Consider the following 17,570-nt stretch of genomic DNA (forward strand, 5'->3'; position numbering starts at 1 on the left):
TTCGGCCCGATCATCAGGAAGGCATTGGGGCAGTCCAGCACCATGGTGCCCAGGTAGCCTTCAGGGCTGCCTTTCCAGCGCTGCGCCACCGGCACGCCACTGCGGCCCTTGATGCGCTCGGCAATGGGCGGCGCCGTGATCTCGAAGCCCGTGCCCAGGATGATGGTGTCGACCTCGTGTGCGCTGCCGTCAGCAGCGATCACACGCGAGCCCTCGATCGCTTTCACACCGTGCGGCACCAGCGACACATTGGGCTTCGTCAAAGCCGGATACCAATGGTTGGATTGCAGGATGCGCTTGCAACCGGCCACATAGTTGGGCGTGAGCAGGCGCCGCATGGCCGGATCCTTCACGCTGCGGTGGATGTTGTGGCGCGCCAGCGCCTGCACCAGGCGCATCGCCGCCGGATGGCGAATGCCGCCGTTGAGCATCTCGAACACACCATAGATGCCCGCCCGCATGAGTTTTTGCGTCAACGGCAGCCTGGCAAACAGCCCACGCGCCCAAGGTGGAATACCCAGATCCATCTTGGGCAGGATCCACTGTGGCGTGCGCTGGAACACCGTCATGTGGCCCACCTGCGGCTGGATGGTCGGCACGAACTGGATGGCAGACGCCCCCGTGCCGATCACGGCCACGCGGCGCCCCCGCAGATCATGGTCATGCCGCCACTGTGAGGAATGGAACACCTGCCCCGGGAAAGCGGCCAGGCCAGGCACATCCGGCAAGACAGGCTCGTGCATGGGCCCGCAGGCCATGATGGCAAAGCGCGCCGTGTAAGGCCCCTGGCTGGTCTGCAGATGCCAGAGCTGATCGGCTTCAGACCAGCTCGCCTCCAGCAACTCGTGCTCGAAGCGGCAGCGCGAGGTCACCCCGTGCCGTGCCGCCACGTCCTGCAGATAACGGCGGATTTCCTCCTGCGGCGCGAACACGCGGCTCCAGTCCGGCTTGGGTGCAAACGAGTAGGAGTACAGCGCCGAAGGCACGTCACACGCGCAACCTGGATAGGTGTTGTCACGCCAGACGCCCCCCAGGCTGGGCGCCTTTTCCAGCACGATGAAATCCTGGATGCCTTCCTGCAGCAAGCGGATGGCCGCGCCGATGCCGGCAAAGCCCGCCCCGACGATGATGATCTCGCTGTGGCGCACCTCGCGCTTTGCACTTGACTGATCTGACCCCATGAAACCGTCCTTTTCTGACAACGTGACATGTCATTCCGTTTTGGAACAAGATATCAATCAAGGAATCAGGTGTCAACCGGGGTAATCAGGTGGAGGTGCTCGGGTAACATCGCCTCATGACCGACTCTGTGCCCATCTCTCGCGCCGAATCCAACAAACAGCGTTTGAGGGCCGACATCATTGAGGCCGCGTTCGAGACCTTCTCCGAACAGGGCTACCACCAGACGGGCATCGCCGACATCGCCCGCCGGCTGGGCGTGGGCCACGGCACCTTCTACCGCTACTTCCAGAACAAGCGGGACATCTTCGAGCACGTGGTGCAGGACGTGGCCATCAAGCTCAGCCAGTTGCTGGTGGACGACAACGCCCCTGCCGTGGCCACCTCCCTGGCGGACTACCGCGCCCAGTGCCAGCGCATCGCGCAACGCTTCATGGACTTCGGCTGCGCCAACCCACGCGCGCTGCGGCTGATCATGCTGGAGGCCACCTCCATCGACGCGGCCATGACCGAGCAGGTTTTCAAGATGTTTGGCGTCACGGGCAAGGTCACCGCGGCCTATCTGCAAAACGGCGTCGCCCAAGGTTTCTTCCGGCCCGACCTCGATGTCAATGCCTCGGCCCAGGTGGTGGTGGGCATGATCCAGGGCGGCGTCATGCGCTATCTGGCCGCACCAGACGACGAGGCCGGCCTGCAACGCTACGTGGATGCCGCCATCGACATGCTGATCATGGGCATGGGCCAGCCATCGACACCCACCAGTGGCGCAACCCCAGCCTGAGCACGCCATGCCACCGCCCGCAGGCTCCCCCCCGAGCGCCAAGGCGTTGACAGCCGCCTTTCAAGCGGCCCTCGCCCCTCTGGCTGATGTGGAACGCGCGGCCCCCATGCGCGCCTACATGCGCGATCAATTCGACTTCCTGGGCATCCCGACGCCCGCCCGACGCCACGCCACGGCGGCATGGATCAAACAGAAGCTGCCCGCCTCCACCCTGATCGCCACCGCCCAGAGCCTGTGGCGCCTGCCGCAGCGCGAGTACCAGTACGCTGCAGCCGACCTGCTGGCCAGGCAGTGGGCCACGCTCTCCCTGGACGACATCCCCACGCTATTGGCCCTGGTCCAGCAAAAATCCTGGTGGGACACGGTCGACCCCCTGGCTGGCGTCGTCGGCGACATCCTGCGGGCCCACCTGCCCGATGGCAACGATCCACAGGTGCTCATGGATGCCGCCCTGAACCACGACAACCTGTGGGTGCGCCGCGTCGCCATGCTGCACCAACTGGGCTGGCGAAGTGACACCGACACCGCTCGCCTGTGGCGCTACGCGCTGCAACTCGCCCCTGAAGCTGATTTCTTCATCCGAAAAGCGATCGGCTGGGCCCTGCGTGACTATGCGCGCCACGCCCCCGATGCCGTGCGCGCATTCCTGAACCAGCACCGTCCCGCCTTGTCTGCGCTCACCTTGAGAGAGGCCGGCAAACACCTGGGTGAATGAGGTCGGCGCGGGACAAGCAACCTGGTCTGCAAATCACCGCATCAGGGTGGAACTTTTTCGACTTAGCACTCTCTCAGCAAGAGTGCTAATATGTTCTGAGAAGGATTCACGAAAGGACCATCCATGACCGTGACCACCGCTATTGCGACCCGTGACCCCTGGAGTGTGGTGCCCTCGCTGGGCAACCTGGACGCGTACATCCGTTCCGTGCAGGCCATCCCCATGCTGGAGGCCGACGAAGAGCAAGCCCTGGCTCGCCGTCTGCGTGATCAGCAGGATCTGCAAGCAGCATCCAGGCTGGTGCTGTCCCACCTGCGTCTGGTCGTGTCCATCTCCCGCCAGTACATCGGCTACGGGCTGCCCCAGGGCGACCTGATCCAGGAAGGCAATGTCGGCCTGATGAAGGCAGTCAAGCGCTTCGACCCGGATCAAGGCGTGCGCCTGGTGAGCTATGCCATGCACTGGATCAAGGCCGAGATCCACGAATACATTCTGAAGAACTGGCGCATGGTCAAGGTCGCCACGACCAAGGCCCAGCGCAAGCTGTTCTTCAACCTCCGCTCGATGAAGCACCAGTTCAAGGGCGAAGAAGGCAACGATCACGTCGGCCGCGCCGGCTTCAGTGACGCCGAAATCCACCGTGTGGCGCAAGAACTGAATGTGCGCCCCGAGGACGTCATCGAGATGGAAACCCGCATGTCCGGCGGCGACGTGGCCCTGGAAGCCCCGGCCGACGACGACCATGAAGGCGCCAGCTCGCCGCTGACCTACCTGTCGGACGAGGTGCACGAACCCACTCGCGTGATCGAGGCACACCGCCGCGACTGGCTGGCCAGCGACGGCATCGCCATGGCACTGGAACAGCTGGATGAACGCAGCCGCCGCATCGTGGAGGAGCGCTGGCTGAAGGTCAATGACGACGGTTCCGGCGGCATGACCCTGCACGATCTGGCTGCGGTCTACGGCGTCAGCGCCGAACGTATCCGCCAGATCGAGGTGGCCGCCATGAAGAAGATGCGCAAGGCGCTGAGCGACACCGTCGAGGCCTGATCACCGGGCCTGATCGCCCAGGCGATCAGAGCCAGCCCAGTTCAGCCAGTTCCGCCTGGCACTGGGCCGCATCCACAAACTGAACAGCCCGCCACCCCAGTGCGCGGGCTGTTTGGATGTTGTGGGGGTTGTCGTCGATGAACACGGTCTGTTCGGGTTGCACGCCAAACCGGGCCGCCGCCGTTTCGAAGATGTCGGCATTCGGCTTGATCTGCTGCACATCACACGAAAACACGCCCGCCAGAAAGCGATCCAGAAACGCGTGCTCGCGCTGCAGAAACTCGGCATACGGGCGCGGCATGTTCGACAGAAAGTACAGGGGCACGCCTGACTCGGCCAGCCGATGCAGCCAGTCCACCGTGCCGGGAATCGGTGCCAGGTGCGGCGGGATGGCCTCCATCAGGCTGTGAACATCACGCCCTTGCAGACCGGTCCGGTGCGCGATCCTGTCGCGAACCTCATCCCAGCTCAGGGCGCCACGATCAAACTCCGACCAGTCGCTACCCGGCACGAAGGATTCGAACACCCGCGCAGCCAGATCCAGCGCCTGCTGGTCATTGCTGGCCAGATGCGGCAAGACCGACTGGATCAATTTGGCCGGCTGCCAGTTGAACAGCACGCCGCCGAAATCGAACACCACAGCCTGAGGCTGAGGAACGGCATCAAGCTGGCTCATGTCACAACATCCCTTGCAAGGTCAGGCTCAGCGCAGGCGCGCAATCATGGCAGCCGTGGCGGCATCCAGCCCGGCGGTATCGCCAGAGGTCAGGCGTGGCAGCAGATCCTTGCACAAGGCCTTGCCGAGTTCCACGCCCCACTGGTCGAACGAATTGATGCCCCACAGCGCACCGCTCACGAAGGTACGGTGCTCGTAGAGAGCCACCAGGGCCCCCAGCGAACGTGGCGTGACTTCGTCCAGCAACAGCGTCAAGCTGGGCCGGTTGCCGGAGAAGGTGCGGTGTTTGGCGATGGCCTCGGGACTCATCTGCGGCGATGCGGTGGGCACATGCTCCTGCAGCGCATCGTCGGCAGACTTGCCCCACATCAGCGCCTGCGCCTGTGCCAGGCCATTGGCCAGCAGCACATGATGTTGCTGGCCCAGCAAGGCACGCATGGCCGGCGACATGGCGCCAGGCGCACGGTAGCTGGCGTGCTTGACGAGCAGGAACTCGACCGGAATCACATCCGAGCCCTGGTGCAGCATCTGGAAGAAGGCATGCTGGCCGTTGGTACCTGGCTCGCCCCACAACACATCACTGGTGGCATAAGGCAGCGGGTCGCCATGGGCATCCACGCTCTTGCCATTGCTCTCCATCACGAGTTGCTGCAAATACGCGGGCAGGCGCCGCAGGCCATGGTGATACGGCACCACGCAACGGCTGGTGTAGCCCTTGAAATTGCGGTACCAGACGTCCATCAGGCCCAGCAGCATGGGCAGGTTGCCTTGCACGGGCGCTTGCGCAAAGTGCTCGTCCATCGCGTGCGCACCTGCCAGCATCGCGTGGAAGTTGCTGCTGCCCAGCGCCAGCGCAATCGGCAAACCAATGGCCGACCACATCGAGAAGCGCCCACCCACCCAGTCCCAGAAACCGAAGGTCTGGGTGATGCCAAAGGCCGCGGCCAGCTCCACGTTGGTGGTGGTGGCCACGAAATGGCTGGCGATGTCCTTGCCGCCCTGGTCCAGGAACCACTGCCGAGCGGCCTGCGCGTTGGCCATGGTTTCCTGGGTGGTGAAGGTCTTGGAGGCCACCACGAACAAGGTGTGCTCAGGGCGGACCTTGCGCAACACGCTGGCCAGATCCTGGCCGTCCGCGTTGGACACGAAATGGAAGTTCAGGCCAGGGTGCACGTAAGCATCCAGCGCCGGCACCACCATCTGGGGTCCCAGATCGGAGCCTCCGATGCCGATGTTGACCACGTCCGTGATCTGCCCTGGTGCCGTGCCCCCTGCCGTCAGCCGCACGCGCTCCACAAAGGCCAGCATGCGATCCAACACTTGATGGACCTGCTCGCTGAACGGCGCGGCCCCTCTGGGTGCACGCAAGGCCGTGTGCAGGGCCGCACGCCCTTCCGTCTGGTTGACGATGTCACCGGCCATGAGCGCATCGCGCCGGGCCTCCAGACCACACTCACGAGCGAGGTCCAGCAGGTGGCGCATCGTGGCCACATCCCAGTGTGCACGCGACAAGTCCGCGAACACTTCCGGTGCCTGAATGCCCAGACGCTGCACGCGATCCGGGTCGTCCGCAAACACCTGGCGAAGATCCAGATCGCGCCCATGAGCCTCGACATGCCCGCTCAAGGCGGACCAGGCCACGGTCTGATCGCAACGGGGATAGCCCATGTCAACTCGCGTCAACGCTGCGCCTCGATCAGCGCATCGAGCTTGCCGGCATCCACCGCAAACAGACGGATCCCTTCGGCCAGCTTCTCGGTGGCCATCGCATCCTCATTGAGTGCGTAGCGGAAGGCGGACTCCGACATCGGCGCTGGCGCGCTGACCGTCGTCGCGGGCGGTGTGAGGCGACGAACCACGGGCTGAGCCTCGGCATCTGCCGACTGCAGTTGTGCGAGCAGATCCGGACTGATGGTCAGCAGATCGCAACCGGCCAGCGCCAGGATCTGCCCCACATTGCGGAAGCTGGCACCCATCACCTCTGTACGGATGCCATGCTGTTTGTAGTAATCGTAAATGCGCGCCACGGACTTCACGCCCGGGTCGTTCACACCGGCATTGGCGGCCTCATCCCACTGCGCACCGGCTGTCTTCTTGTACCAGTCATAGATGCGCCCGACGAAAGGTGAAATCAACTGCACCTTGGCATCGCCGCAAGCCTGGGCCTGCGCGTAGGCAAACAGCAAGGTGAGATTGCAGTGAATGCCATCCTGCTCCAGCACCCTGGCGGCCTGGATACCCTCCCAGGTCGAGGCAATCTTGATCAGCACGCGGTCGCGCGAAATACCAGCCGCCTCGTACAAACCCATGATGTGGCGGGCACGCGCGATCGTCGCCTGGGTATCAAAACTCAGGCGTGCATCAACTTCTGTGGAGACGCGGCCAGGCACGACCTTGAGTATTTCCAGCCCGAAACGCACCAGCACCTGATCGACGATGGCGTCCAGCGACTCCGTACGATGTGCCGCCACCGTATCGGCCAGCAAGGGCGCGTAATCGGGCTTCTGAACAGCCTTGAGGATCAGCGAGGGATTGGTGGTCGCATCCTGCGGCGTGAACTGGGCGAGCTGTTTGAAATCGCCGGTGTCGGCCACGACGGTGGTACAGGCCTTGAGCTGTTCGAGTTGCGAGGTCATATCTCTGATTCGAATCGGAAAAGCGGATTCGCTTCGTGTTTTTGTTGGCGTGTCAAAAATACACCGGCCAATACAGTCCCGATTACGCAGACTGCCGCCGTGAAATTGCCTTATTGTTCCCTTTATTCTGAGTCCAATTCGGTGACAAAGTTCGGTACTACCCCTCAAGCGGATAGTCAGACTGACCATTTTTCGCAACTGCGCATGTCTTTTGACCTCGTTTTCTTCGGCGGAACCGGCGACCTGACCTGGCGCAAGCTCATGCCATCGCTGTTTCAGGCCTGGCGTCACGGTAAATTGCCGGCAGACGGTCGCATCCTCGCCGTGGCCCGCGACGAGCAGGACGACGCCAGTTACCGCAACTGGCTGCATGAACGCCTGCGTGCTGCCGACAGCGCCAAACGCCCGACAGAAGACGAATACGCCCAGTTTTCTGCGCTGATCCACTACATGCGCATGGACCTGTCGCTGCCAGCGGACTACCTGAGATTGAAGGCTTGGCTGCAGGCCCGGCAGACCGACAACACCGTCATTTACCTGGCCACCAGCCCTCACCTGTTCCCGACCATCTGCCAGCAACTGGGCGCATGCGGCCTCAATCACGACGGCATCCGCGTCGTACTGGAAAAGCCCCTGGGTCATGATCTGGCCAGTGCACAGGAGATCAATCAGGCCGTGCGGGCCGTGTTCACGGAACGCCAGGCCCTTCGGATCGACCACTATCTGGGCAAGCCTTCGGTTCAGAACCTCATGGCGCTGCGCTTCGGCAACGTGCTGTTCGAACCCTTGTGGCGGCGTGAAAGCATTGCCAACATCCAGATCACCCTGGCAGAAACGCTGGGCGTGGGCACCCGCGGCGACTTTTACGACCGCACCGGCGCACTGCGCGACATGATCCAGAACCACGCGCTGCAATTGCTGACGATGATCGCGATGGAGCCCCCATCGAGCGCCGATGCGGACGCCATCCGCGACGAAAAGCTCAAGGTGCTGCGTTCGCTCAAACCCTTTGATGCGGCCACCGTGAACCGCGATGTGGTGCGCGGGCAGTACCGAGCCGGCACCATTGCCGGGCAAGCGGTGAAGGGCTACCTGGAAGAAGACAAGGTGCCGGCAGGCAGCCACACGGAGACCTTTGTGGCCCTGCGCTGCGAAGTCCAGAACTGGCGCTGGGCGGGCGTGCCCTTCTACCTGCGTACCGGCAAACGCATGGCTGACCGCCATGCCGACATCGTGGTGAACTTCCGCCCGACGCCACACCCGATCTTCCCTGGCGCCCATACCGCCAACAAGCTGGTGATCAAGCTGCAACCCGAGGATGGCCTGGAGTTGCACCTGCTGGCCGCCAAGGGCTCGGTGGCGTCAGCAGGCGTGGGCGCCTTGCCTGAAACCTTGTCACCCGTGTCGCTGGACCTGGATTTCGACAAGGCCTTCCCCACCGACCGCGTGGGCGCCTACGAGCGCATGCTGCTGGACGCACTGGCCGGCAGACTCAATCTGTTTGTGCGCTCCGACGAACAGGAGCAGGCCTGGCGCTGGGTGGAACCGATTCTGGACACCTGGGCGCACGACAGCAGCACGGTGCGCAGCTACACAGCTGGCACCTGGGGGCCACCTGCGGCCAGCGCCCTGGTGGCGCGTGATGGTTTTGCCTGGGCTGAAGAAGCCTGAAGCACAGGCCGGCCAGACCGAGCGATCAGGCCGACTGCAGCAGCCCATCCACGCCGTAGAGGCGGGCCAGTTCCGTCAGGCGCGGGGGCAGCGATTGCACCGCAAAGGCCCTGCCCTTGGCGCGGGCCATGCGCTGGCATTCCAGCAGCACGGCCAGAGCGCTTGAATCAAAACGCTGCAAGGCGGAGCCGTCCACCGTCAGCATGGCCGCATCCGAACTGCCTTTGTCTGCCTTGTCCAGCGTCTGCTTGAACAGGCTCAGCACATGGGGCACTTCAGCGTGCGTGATGACGGCGGGCAAAAGCAGCATGGTGATCCCGAATCAGCCGGCAACCTTCTTGGTCGCCAGTTGCTTGTTGCGTTCAACCAGCTTGGCGATCAAGCCGTCAATACCGGAGGCATTGACTTCCTGGGCGAAGCTGCTCTGGTAGGTCTGGACCAGCCAGGCGCCCAGCACGTTCACGTCATAGATCTTCCAGGTGTCGCCGGCCTTCTCCAGGCGGTAGTCCAGTTGGATAGGGTCACCCTTGCCGCGCACGATGGTACGCACCACGACCTCGGTGTCTTCCGGACGGCTGCGCATGGGCTTGTACTCGACGACCTGATCCTTGATCTGGGCCACAGCACCGGAGTAGGTATAGATCAACAGCGTCTTGAACTCGTCTTGCAGGCGCTTTTGCTGCTCGGGCGTGGCCTGACGCCATGCCCGGCCCACGGCGGTGGCCGTCATGCGCGTGAAGTTCACGTTGGGCATGATCTTGGTGTCCACCACCTGGATGACCTTGTGGAGGTCGCCGGACTGGATGGCCTTGTCACCCTTGACGGTGGCAAACACCTCTGTGGTGATCGTCTTGATGAAGGCATCAGGCGTCTGGGAAGACGCGGCGGCAGAGGTCAGCGCCACGGACTCGGTGGCCGCATGGGCGCCCGACAGCGCAACCAGCGACATGGTGGCCGCAGCGATCAGACGAACGGTGATGACATTGATGGAAGACATGTTGTGGTCCCTTTCGGAGAGCATTCCATCCACTAACGCGGCAAAAGCGCGCCGGGTGGACCGGATTGCCCTCGATTATCTTTCTTTACACCAAACCCACCGGTATCAGGGGAACATCGCCCACGGATTGGGGGCCGATTCGGCTTGCGCGGTCTTCACTGGCACGGGCGCATCGGGCACCGTAGCCGCACCGACTTCACTGGCTCCTGCGGCGGGTGGCGCCACATTCTCAGGCTGAGATGGATCGTCCATCTCGTCTTCCTCGGGTGGATCACCTTCGTAGATCAGGTTCTGCCTGCGCTGCAGGTAGGCGTCACGCACGAACGAGTACTTGTCGAGGGCCACATCGTCCACCAGATTGGTGGCACTGAGGTAATTGGCACGCGCGTTGACGATCTGCAAGGCACGCAGCACGTTTTCTTCGCGCGGATAGGTCCCCAGTGTCGACGGCGAGAAATACATGTCGCCAGGGATACCGGCCGAATCACGCAAGGTGGACGAACCCAGCACCGGCCAGACGATGTAGGCGCCCGGCTTGACACCCCACACACCCAGCGTCTGCCCGAAATCCTCATTGGATTTGTACAGTTGCATCGGTGTGGCGATGTCGATCAGGCCACCCAGCCCCAGTGTGGAGTTGACCGTGAACCGGATCACGCCCAGCGTGCCGTCCTTGAAGCGCCCCTGCAGAAACAGATTGGCGGTCGACCAGACGTCCTTGATGTTGCTGACGAAGTTGGTGAACGCCGTGCGAACAGGCTCGGGTGTCACGACCTTGTAGCCTTCGGCCACGGGCTTGAGCACATTGGCATCCAGCGATTCATTGAAGCCGAACACCTTGCGGTTCCAAGGCTCCAGCGGGTCAGGGTTCTGGCGCGTGGCACAGCCCTGCAATGCGCCAGCCAGCAGCAAGCCGACCAGCAGAGCGGATTTCCTGTTCACTTCTGCCCCTCCTTGCCACCGCTCCCTTCAGCAGCCTTGCTGTAGAGGAACTGGCTGATCAGGTTTTCAAGGACGATGGCCGACTGGGTACTCTTGATGGTGTCGCCGGCAACCAGATTGGACTCGCCATAGCCAGGCTCCAGACCGATGTACTGCTCGCCGAGCAGGCCCGCAGTCAGGATCTTGGCTGACGTATCTTTCGGAAAGGCCACGCCTTTGTTGAGGGTGATCTCGACCTGTGCCTGGTAGGTCTTGGTGTCAAAGGTGATGGACTGCACGCGACCGACCACCACACCTGCACTCTTGACCGCCGCCTGGCGCTTGAGCCCGCCGATGTTGTCGAAACGGGCCACGACCGCGTAACCGGTATCAAACGACAAGGTCAGCAGATTGCCGGCCTTGAGCGCGAGAAACAGGATGGCCGCTGCACCCAGCAGCACGAACAGGCCAACCCACACATCATGTTTTGATTTCTGCATCTTGTTCTTCCTTGCAGCCCTGCCCGATCTCAGATCGAGAACATCATGGCTGTCAGCACAAAGTCCAGCGCCAGCACGGCCAGCGAAGCCATCACCACCGTACGCGTGGTGGCCAGCGACACACCCTCGGGTGTTGGTTGGCATTCGTAGCCCTGCAACAAGGCCACGAAGGTCACGGTCAGGCCGAACACCACGCTCTTGAGCATGCCGTTGCCGACGTCAGCCCAGACCTCCACGCCGTTTTGCATCTGCGACCAGAACGCACCTTCGTCCACCCCGATCATCACGACACCGACCACCCAGCCGCCCAGAATACCCACAGCCGAGAACACCGCGCCCAGCAGGGGCATCGCTATCACGCCACCCCAGAAGCGAGGCGCCAGCACGCGCTGCACAGGATCAACGGCCATCATTTCCATGGCAGCCAGTTGCTCTCCGGCTTTCATGAGGCCGATCCCGGCCGTCAGGGCGGTACCGGCACGACCGGCAAACAACAAGGCTGCCACCACGGGCCCGAGTTCACGCACCAGGGACAAGGCCACCATCAGGCCCAGGGCCTCGCTGGAGCCATAGCGCTGCAGGATGTAGTAGCCCTGCAAGCCCAGCACGAAGCCCACAAACAGACCGGACACCACGATGATGGCCAGCGAGTAATTGCCGAGGAAGAATATCTGCTCGGACAACAGGCGCGGGCGACGCAGGGTGGCACCCAGCGTCATCAACAGGCGCAGGAACAGACGGGCGCCATAGCCCATGTCTGCCAGTTTGGAGCGGGTGGCCCGCCCCACATGGGCCGGATTGAGCCAGTTGATCATCCGCGCACCCCGAAATCTTGACCCGCTTCTGCAGCAGGGTAGTGGAAACGAACCGGACCATCGGGCGCGGCATGCACGAACTGCTTGACCAGCGGATCCTCGCTGGCGCGCATCTCGGCGGGTGTGCCCTGCGCCACGATGCGGCCATTGGCCAGCAACACGATGTGATCGGCGATCAGGAAGGTTTCCTCGACGTCATGCGAGACCACGATGCTGGTCAGGCCCATGGTGTCGTTGAGTTCGCGAATCAGGCGCGCGGCGATGCCCATGGAGATGGGGTCCAGCCCGGCAAAGGGCTCGTCATACAGCATCAACTCGGGATCCAGCGCCATGGCACGCGCCAGCGCCACACGACGCGACATGCCGCCCGACACCTCGCTGGGCATCAGATCACGCGCACCACGCAGGCCCACCGCGTTGAGCTTCATCAGCACCAGATCACGCAGGATGGATTCGGGCAGATTGGTGTGCTCGCGCAGCGGGAAGGCCACGTTCTCGAACACGGACAGATCGGTGAACAAGGCGCCAAACTGGAACAACATGCCCATGCGACGACGCGCGGCCATCAGGCCTTCGGCGTCCAGCGTGGCCACGTCCTGGCCATTGACCAGTACCTGCCCCGACAAGGCCTTGATCTGCCGGCCGATCAGACGCAGCACGGTGGTCTTGCCGCCGCCGGACGTGCCCATCAAGGCGACGACGCTGCCACGTGGCACCACCAGGCTGATGTTCTCCAGGATGATCCGATCGCCATAGCCGCAAGTCACGGCGCGCAACTCTACGGCGTTTTCGGGCAACGGTGTGGACGCGTCTGGTTCAGACATCTGGGGACACAGGTGGTGGAGCAGAAAAGAAAAAGGGCCGGCGTAGTGCCGGCCCCTCCGATGATAGGGTATTCACGCTCAATCTGCCTGTCGCCCCGATGGGTGGGCACAACAGGCAAAAGGCCAATAAACGGTGTTTATCGGGGCAGCGTGGTCGAACCCATCAGGAATGCATCCACCTCACGGGCAGCCTGGCGGCCTTCACGGATGGCCCAGACCACCAGCGATTGACCACGGCGCACGTCGCCAGCGGCGAAAACCTTGGCCACATTGGTGCGATAGCCGCCGACATCGGTCGAAGCCTTGGCGTTGCCACGGGCATCCTTCTCGACGCCGAAGCCCGTCAGCATGGTTTCCACCGGGTTGGTGAAGCCCATGGCCAACAGCACCAGATCTGCCTTCAAGATCTGCTCGGAACCGGCGACTTCAATGAACTTGCCGTCCTTGAACTCGACGCGAACCGTCTTCACAGCCGTGACCTTGCCATTTTCGCCGATGAATTCCTTCGTGGCGATGGCGAACTCGCGCTCACAACCTTCTTCGTGGCTGGAAGAAGTGCGCAGCTTGATCGGCCAGTAGGGCCAGGTCAGTTCCTTGTTTTCCTGCTCGGGAGGCTGAGGCATCAACTCGAACTGGATCACGCTCTTGGCGCCATGGCGGTTGGAGGTACCGACGCAGTCGGAGCCGGTGTCGCCGCCGCCGATCACGATCACGTTCTTGCCCGTGGCCATGATCTGGTCCTTGACCTTGCCGCCCGCGTTCACGCGGTTCTGCTGAGGCAGGAACTCCATCGCGAAGTGGATGCCGGCCAGGTCTCGGCCGGGCACAGGCAGGTCACGCGATTGCTCGGCGCCACCAGCCAGGATCACCGCATCGAACTCCTTGTTGAGTTGCTCGGGGGTGACGGTGTCCTTGGCCCAGTTGGTGACCTTGGAACCCTTGGGCATCTCGCCGACGATGGTGTTGGTCTTGAAGACCACGCCTTCGGCTTCCATCTGCTTGACGCGCTTGTCGATGTGCGACTTGTCGAACTTGAAGTCGGGGATGCCAAAACGCAGCAGGCCACCGATGGTGTCGTTCTTCTCGAACACGGTCACAGCGTGACCGGCGCGAGCCAGTTGCTGAGCGGCAGCCATGCCGGCAGGGCCGGAGCCCACGACAGCCACCTTCTTGCCGGTCTTGACGGCAGCAGGCTGAGGCTTGATCCAGCCTTCGGCCCAGGCACGATCAACGATGGCGTGCTCGATCGACTTGATGCCGACGGCGTCGTTGTTGATGTTCAGCACGCAAGCGGCTTCACAAGGAGCCGGGCAGACACGACCGGTGAAGTCGGGGAAGTTGTTGGTCGAGTGCAGCACCTCGATCGCATTCTTCCAGTCGTTGCGGTAAACCAGGTCGTTGAAGTCCGGAATGATGTTGTTGACCGGGCAGCCGTTGTTGCAAAACGGTGTGCCGCAGTCCATGCAACGTGCGCCCTGGATCTTGGCCTCTTCAGGCTTCAGACCAATGACGAACTCCTTGTAGTTCTTGACGCGCTTTTCAACGGGCTCGTAGCCCTCTTCCAGCCGCTCGAATTCCAGAAAGCCAGTGACTTTTCCCATTTCAATTCACTCCACGTCGTCGGTTCAGGCCTTGGCCTTGCCGGACTTCGACTTGCCGTCATCGCTCTTTGCCTTGGCGATGGTGGCGGTTGCTTCTTGCTTGGCGCCCATTTCGGTCAGTGCGCGGCGGTACTCATGCGGGAACACCTTGACGAACTTGGCCATGGCAGTCGACCAGTTGTCCAGGATCTCGCGGGCACGCAGCGAACCGGTCCAGCGATGGTGGTCTTCGATGAGCTTCTTGAGCGCGGCCTCGTCAGCCACACCCTTGTGCATCGGGATGCCTGCATCGGCTTGCTCGGCGGCAGGCAGCACCTTCTCCAGGGAGACCTGGGCGGTGTTGACGCGCTTGGCGAACTGGCCGTCTTCATCGTAGACGTAGGCGATACCACCGGACATACCGGCAGCGAAGTTGCGGCCGGTCTTGCCCAGCACCACGACCGTACCACCGGTCATGTATTCGCAACCGTGGTCACCCGTGCCTTCAACAACCGCCGTGGCACCGGACAGACGCACGCCGAAGCGTTCGCCGCCCACACCGCGGAAGAAGGCCTCACCTTCGGTGGCACCGTACAACACGGTGTTGCCGACGATGATGTTGTCGGTGGCGTTGCCACGGAAGTCGATGCTCGGACGCACGACCACGCGGCCACCCGACAAGCCCTTGCCGGTGTAGTCGTTGGCTTCACCGATCAGGTACAGGGTGATGCCCTTGGCCAGGAATGCGCCGAAGGATTGACCGCCCGTGCCTTCCATCTGGATGAACACGGTCTGGTCAGGCAGGCCATCCGGATGGTGCTTGATCAACTCGCCCGACAGCATGGCGCCGACGGTACGGTTGACGTTGCGGGCCTCTTCCATGAACTGGACCTTCTCGCCGCGCTGGATGGCGGGCTGGGCCTTCTCGATGAGGCGCACGTCCAGGGCCTTGTCCAGACCGTGGTCTTGCGTGTCCACGTGCAGGCGAGGCACATCGGCAGGCACCGGAGGCAGCGCGAAGACGCGGCTGAAGTCCAGGCCCTGGGCCTTCCAGTGCTCCACACCCTTGCGCATGTCGAGCAGGTCGGCGCGGCCGATCAGGTCGTCGAACTTCTTGATGCCCAGCTGAGCCATGATCTGACGCGCTTCTTCGGCAACGAAGAAAAAGTAGTTCACGACGTGCTCGGGCTTGCCGGAGAACTTCTTGCGCAGGACGGGGTCTTGCGTGGCCACGCCCACCGGGCAGGTGTTGAGGTGGCACTTGCGCATCATGATGCAGCCCTCGACGACCAGCGGTGCGGTCGCAAAGCCGAATTCATCAGCGCCCAGCAGGCCGCCGATCACCACGTCGCGACCGGTCTTGAGCTGACCGTCGGTCTGCACACGAACGCGACCGCGCAGGCGGTTCAGGACCAGGGTCTGCTGTGTTTCAGCCAGCCCCAGCTCCCACGGCGTGCCGCAGTGCTTGATCGACGACCAGGGCGAAGCGCCCGTGCCGCCGTCGTGACCGGCGATCACGATGTGGTCGGCCTTGGCCTTGGCCACGCCGGTGGCCACGGTACCCACACCCACTTCGGACACCAGCTTGACGGAGATGTCAGCCTTGGGGTTGACGTTCTTCAGATCGTGGATCAGCTGAGCCAGGTCTTCGATCGAGTAGATATCGTGGTGAGGAGGTGGCGAGATCAGACCCACGCCCGGCACCGAGTGACGCAGCTTGCCGATGTAGTCGGACACCTTGCCGCCTGGCAACTGACCGCCTTCACCGGGCTTGGCGCCCTGAGCCATCTTGATCTGGATCTGGTCGGCAGACACCAGGTACTCGGTCGTCACGCCAAAGCGACCGGAAGCCACCTGCTTGATCTTCGAGCGCAGGCTGTCGCCTTCCTTCATCTCGTAATCGGCTTCGATGCGCGAGGCGCCGACCACGTCCGACACCTTGGTGCCAGCAGCGATCTTGATGCCCTTGAGCTCGTTGCGATAACGATTCTCGTCTTCGCCGCCTTCACCGGTGTTCGACTTGCCGCCGATGCGGTTCATGGCCAGGGCCAGGGTCGAGTGGGCTTCGGTCGAGATGGAGCCCAGCGACATGGCGCCCGTGGCGAAGCGCTTGACGATCTCGGAGGCTGGTTCGACTTCTTCCAGCGGGATCGCCTTGGTTGGATCGATCTTGAACTCGAACAGGCCGCGCAGCGTCAGGTGGCGCTTGCTTTGATCGTTGATGATCTGGGCGTATTCCTTGTACGTGTCGAACTTGCCCGCACGGGTGGCGTGCTGCAGCTTGGCGATCGCGTCAGGCGTCCACATGTGCTCTTCACCGCGGGTACGCCAGGCGTATTCACCGCCAGCGTCCAGCATGTTGGCCAGCACAGGGTCATTGCCGAAGGCAGCCTTGTGGTTGCGGATGGCTTCTTCAGCCACTTCGAACACGCCGATGCCGCCGACTTGCGTGGGGGTGCCACGGAAGTACTTGTCGATCAGTTCCTTGTTCAGGCCGATGGCTTCGAAGATCTGAGCGCCACAGTACGACATGTACGTGCTGATGCCCATCTTCGACATGATCTTCGAGAGACCCTTGCCGATGGCCTTGACGTAGTTGTAGATCGCCTTCTCGGCCGACAGGTCACCAGGCAGTTCCTTGGCCATGTCTGTCAAGGTTTCCAGCGCCAGGTAGGGGTGGACGGCTTCGGCGCCGTAACCAGCCAGCACGGCGAAGTGGTGCACTTCACGGGCGGTACCGGTTTCGACCACCAGACCGGCCGAGGTACGCAGGCCCTTGCGGACCAGGTGATGGTGGATCGCCGACAGGGCCAGCAGCGCGGGGATGGCGATGTTGGCGCGGTCCATCTTGCGATCGGTCACGATCATGATGTTGTGACCGGACTGGATGGCTTCCACGGCTTCAGCGCACAGCGAGGCCAGGCGAGCTTCCACACCTTCGTGGCCCCATGCGGCCGGGTAGGTGATGTCGATCTCGTAAGGCTTGAACTTGCCGCCGGTGTGCTTTTCGATGTTGCGCAGACGGGCCATGTCGTCGAAGTCCAGCACAGGCTGGGACAACTCGAGGCGCATCGGCGGGTTCACCGCGTTGATGTCCAGCAGGTTGGGCTTGGGACCAACGAAGGACACCAGCGACATCACCACGGCTTCGCGGATGGGGTCGATCGGCGGGTTGGTCACCTGGGCGAACAACTGCTTGAAGTAGTTGTACAGCGGCTTGTTCTT

Annotated in this window: 16 protein-coding genes; 4 read left to right on the forward strand and 12 right to left on the reverse strand. The window is 62.7% G+C overall.

What is annotated here, in order from left to right:
- The coding region (locus VFW93_RS16140; protein ID WP_329694985.1) for an NAD(P)/FAD-dependent oxidoreductase at positions 1-1,181 on the reverse strand (1,181 nt) is incomplete at its 3' end.
- Positions 1,182-1,297: 116 nt separating this feature from the next.
- Between VFW93_RS16140 and VFW93_RS16145 the strand changes: the two genes are divergently transcribed.
- The 3 genes from VFW93_RS16145 to rpoH all read left to right on the forward strand — a co-directional run bounded on the left by VFW93_RS16145 (position 1,298) and on the right by rpoH (position 3,725).
- Positions 1,298-1,960 (forward strand): TetR/AcrR family transcriptional regulator, encoded by a 663-nt coding sequence (locus VFW93_RS16145; RefSeq protein WP_329694986.1) that lies wholly within the window; start codon positions 1,298-1,300, stop codon positions 1,958-1,960.
- Positions 1,961-1,967: 7 nt separating this feature from the next.
- Positions 1,968-2,675, forward strand: a complete 708-nt coding sequence (locus VFW93_RS16150; protein WP_329694987.1) for a DNA alkylation repair protein — start codon at positions 1,968-1,970, stop codon at positions 2,673-2,675.
- 123 nt (positions 2,676-2,798) lie between these two features.
- Positions 2,799-3,725, forward strand: coding sequence for an RNA polymerase sigma factor RpoH (gene rpoH, locus VFW93_RS16155; protein ID WP_329694988.1), 927 nt, complete (start codon positions 2,799-2,801; stop codon positions 3,723-3,725).
- A gap of 25 nt (positions 3,726-3,750) precedes the next feature.
- Here the strand turns inward: rpoH and VFW93_RS16160 are convergent, their stop codons facing one another.
- Genes VFW93_RS16160 through tal form a run of 3 tightly spaced genes read right to left on the reverse strand, consistent with a single transcriptional unit; the run spans position 3,751 to position 7,037 of the window.
- Positions 3,751-4,401 (reverse strand): HAD family phosphatase, encoded by a 651-nt coding sequence (locus VFW93_RS16160; RefSeq protein ID WP_329694989.1) that lies wholly within the window; start codon positions 4,399-4,401, stop codon positions 3,751-3,753.
- Positions 4,402-4,428: 27 nt separating this feature from the next.
- Entirely contained in the window at positions 4,429-6,069 is a 1,641-nt protein-coding gene (pgi, locus tag VFW93_RS16165; RefSeq protein WP_329694990.1) for a glucose-6-phosphate isomerase, read from the reverse strand.
- Positions 6,070-6,080: 11 nt separating this feature from the next.
- On the reverse strand, positions 6,081-7,037 hold the full coding sequence (tal, locus tag VFW93_RS16170; protein ID WP_329694991.1) for a transaldolase: 957 nt from the start codon (positions 7,035-7,037) through the stop codon (positions 6,081-6,083).
- 204 nt (positions 7,038-7,241) lie between these two features.
- Here tal and zwf point away from each other — a divergent pair, with 204 nt between their 5' ends.
- On the forward strand, positions 7,242-8,708 hold the full coding sequence (gene zwf, locus VFW93_RS16175) for a glucose-6-phosphate dehydrogenase (protein WP_329694992.1): 1,467 nt from the start codon (positions 7,242-7,244) through the stop codon (positions 8,706-8,708).
- A 25-nt stretch (positions 8,709-8,733) separates the two neighbouring features.
- On the opposite strand, the gene VFW93_RS16180 is transcribed toward zwf, so the two are convergent.
- From VFW93_RS16180 to VFW93_RS16215, 8 genes are all read right to left on the reverse strand, one after another.
- Positions 8,734-9,018 (reverse strand): STAS domain-containing protein, encoded by a 285-nt coding sequence (locus VFW93_RS16180; RefSeq protein ID WP_329694993.1) that lies wholly within the window; start codon positions 9,016-9,018, stop codon positions 8,734-8,736.
- Between the two features lie 12 nt (positions 9,019-9,030).
- The gene (locus VFW93_RS16185; protein ID WP_414639702.1) at positions 9,031-9,705 is read right to left on the reverse strand and encodes an MlaC/ttg2D family ABC transporter substrate-binding protein; all 675 of its coding nucleotides are present in this window, start codon (positions 9,703-9,705) and stop codon (positions 9,031-9,033) included.
- A gap of 105 nt (positions 9,706-9,810) precedes the next feature.
- Positions 9,811-10,647 (reverse strand): VacJ family lipoprotein, encoded by an 837-nt coding sequence (locus VFW93_RS16190; protein WP_329694994.1) that lies wholly within the window; start codon positions 10,645-10,647, stop codon positions 9,811-9,813.
- Complete coding sequence (mlaD, locus tag VFW93_RS16195) at positions 10,644-11,126, reverse strand: outer membrane lipid asymmetry maintenance protein MlaD (RefSeq protein WP_329694995.1); 483 nt, start codon at positions 11,124-11,126, stop codon at positions 10,644-10,646. Before mlaD ends, VFW93_RS16190 begins: the two co-directional genes overlap by 4 nt.
- 29 nt (positions 11,127-11,155) lie before the next feature.
- The gene (mlaE, locus tag VFW93_RS16200) at positions 11,156-11,938 is read right to left on the reverse strand and encodes a lipid asymmetry maintenance ABC transporter permease subunit MlaE (protein WP_329695000.1); all 783 of its coding nucleotides are present in this window, start codon (positions 11,936-11,938) and stop codon (positions 11,156-11,158) included.
- Positions 11,938-12,765, reverse strand: coding sequence for an ABC transporter ATP-binding protein (locus VFW93_RS16205; protein ID WP_329694996.1), 828 nt, complete (start codon positions 12,763-12,765; stop codon positions 11,938-11,940). The genes mlaE and VFW93_RS16205 overlap by 1 nt, the downstream gene beginning before the upstream one ends.
- A gap of 137 nt (positions 12,766-12,902) precedes the next feature.
- On the reverse strand, positions 12,903-14,366 hold the full coding sequence (locus tag VFW93_RS16210) for a glutamate synthase subunit beta (protein ID WP_329694997.1): 1,464 nt from the start codon (positions 14,364-14,366) through the stop codon (positions 12,903-12,905).
- 24 nt (positions 14,367-14,390) lie between these two features.
- Positions 14,391-17,570: glutamate synthase-related protein (locus VFW93_RS16215; RefSeq protein WP_329694998.1), on the reverse strand; the 3,180-nt coding region annotated here is incomplete at its 5' end.

This window comes from Aquabacterium sp., from assembly GCF_036279675.1.
GTDB lineage: Bacteria > Pseudomonadota > Gammaproteobacteria > Burkholderiales > Burkholderiaceae_C > Aquabacterium.

Excerpts from the sequence above, each read along its gene's own strand:
- pgi (WP_329694990.1), bottom strand. The coding sequence starts at position 6,069 with ATGGGCTATCCCCGTTGCGATCAGACCGTGGCCTGGTCCGCCTTGAGC.
- tal (WP_329694991.1), bottom strand. The coding sequence starts at position 7,037 with ATGACCTCGCAACTCGAACAGCTCAAGGCCTGTACCACCGTCGTGGCC.
- VFW93_RS16210 (WP_329694997.1), bottom strand. The coding sequence starts at position 14,366 with ATGGGAAAAGTCACTGGCTTTCTGGAATTCGAGCGGCTGGAAGAGGGC.
- VFW93_RS16145 (WP_329694986.1), top strand. The coding sequence starts at position 1,298 with ATGACCGACTCTGTGCCCATCTCTCGCGCCGAATCCAACAAACAGCGT.
- zwf (WP_329694992.1), top strand. The coding sequence starts at position 7,242 with ATGTCTTTTGACCTCGTTTTCTTCGGCGGAACCGGCGACCTGACCTGG.
- VFW93_RS16160 (WP_329694989.1), bottom strand. The coding sequence starts at position 4,401 with ATGAGCCAGCTTGATGCCGTTCCTCAGCCTCAGGCTGTGGTGTTCGAT.
- rpoH (WP_329694988.1), top strand. The coding sequence starts at position 2,799 with ATGACCGTGACCACCGCTATTGCGACCCGTGACCCCTGGAGTGTGGTG.
- VFW93_RS16150 (WP_329694987.1), top strand. The coding sequence starts at position 1,968 with ATGCCACCGCCCGCAGGCTCCCCCCCGAGCGCCAAGGCGTTGACAGCC.
- mlaD (WP_329694995.1), bottom strand. The coding sequence starts at position 11,126 with ATGCAGAAATCAAAACATGATGTGTGGGTTGGCCTGTTCGTGCTGCTG.
- VFW93_RS16180 (WP_329694993.1), bottom strand. The coding sequence starts at position 9,018 with ATGCTGCTTTTGCCCGCCGTCATCACGCACGCTGAAGTGCCCCATGTG.
- VFW93_RS16205 (WP_329694996.1), bottom strand. The coding sequence starts at position 12,765 with ATGTCTGAACCAGACGCGTCCACACCGTTGCCCGAAAACGCCGTAGAG.
- VFW93_RS16185 (WP_414639702.1), bottom strand. The coding sequence starts at position 9,705 with ATGTCTTCCATCAATGTCATCACCGTTCGTCTGATCGCTGCGGCCACC.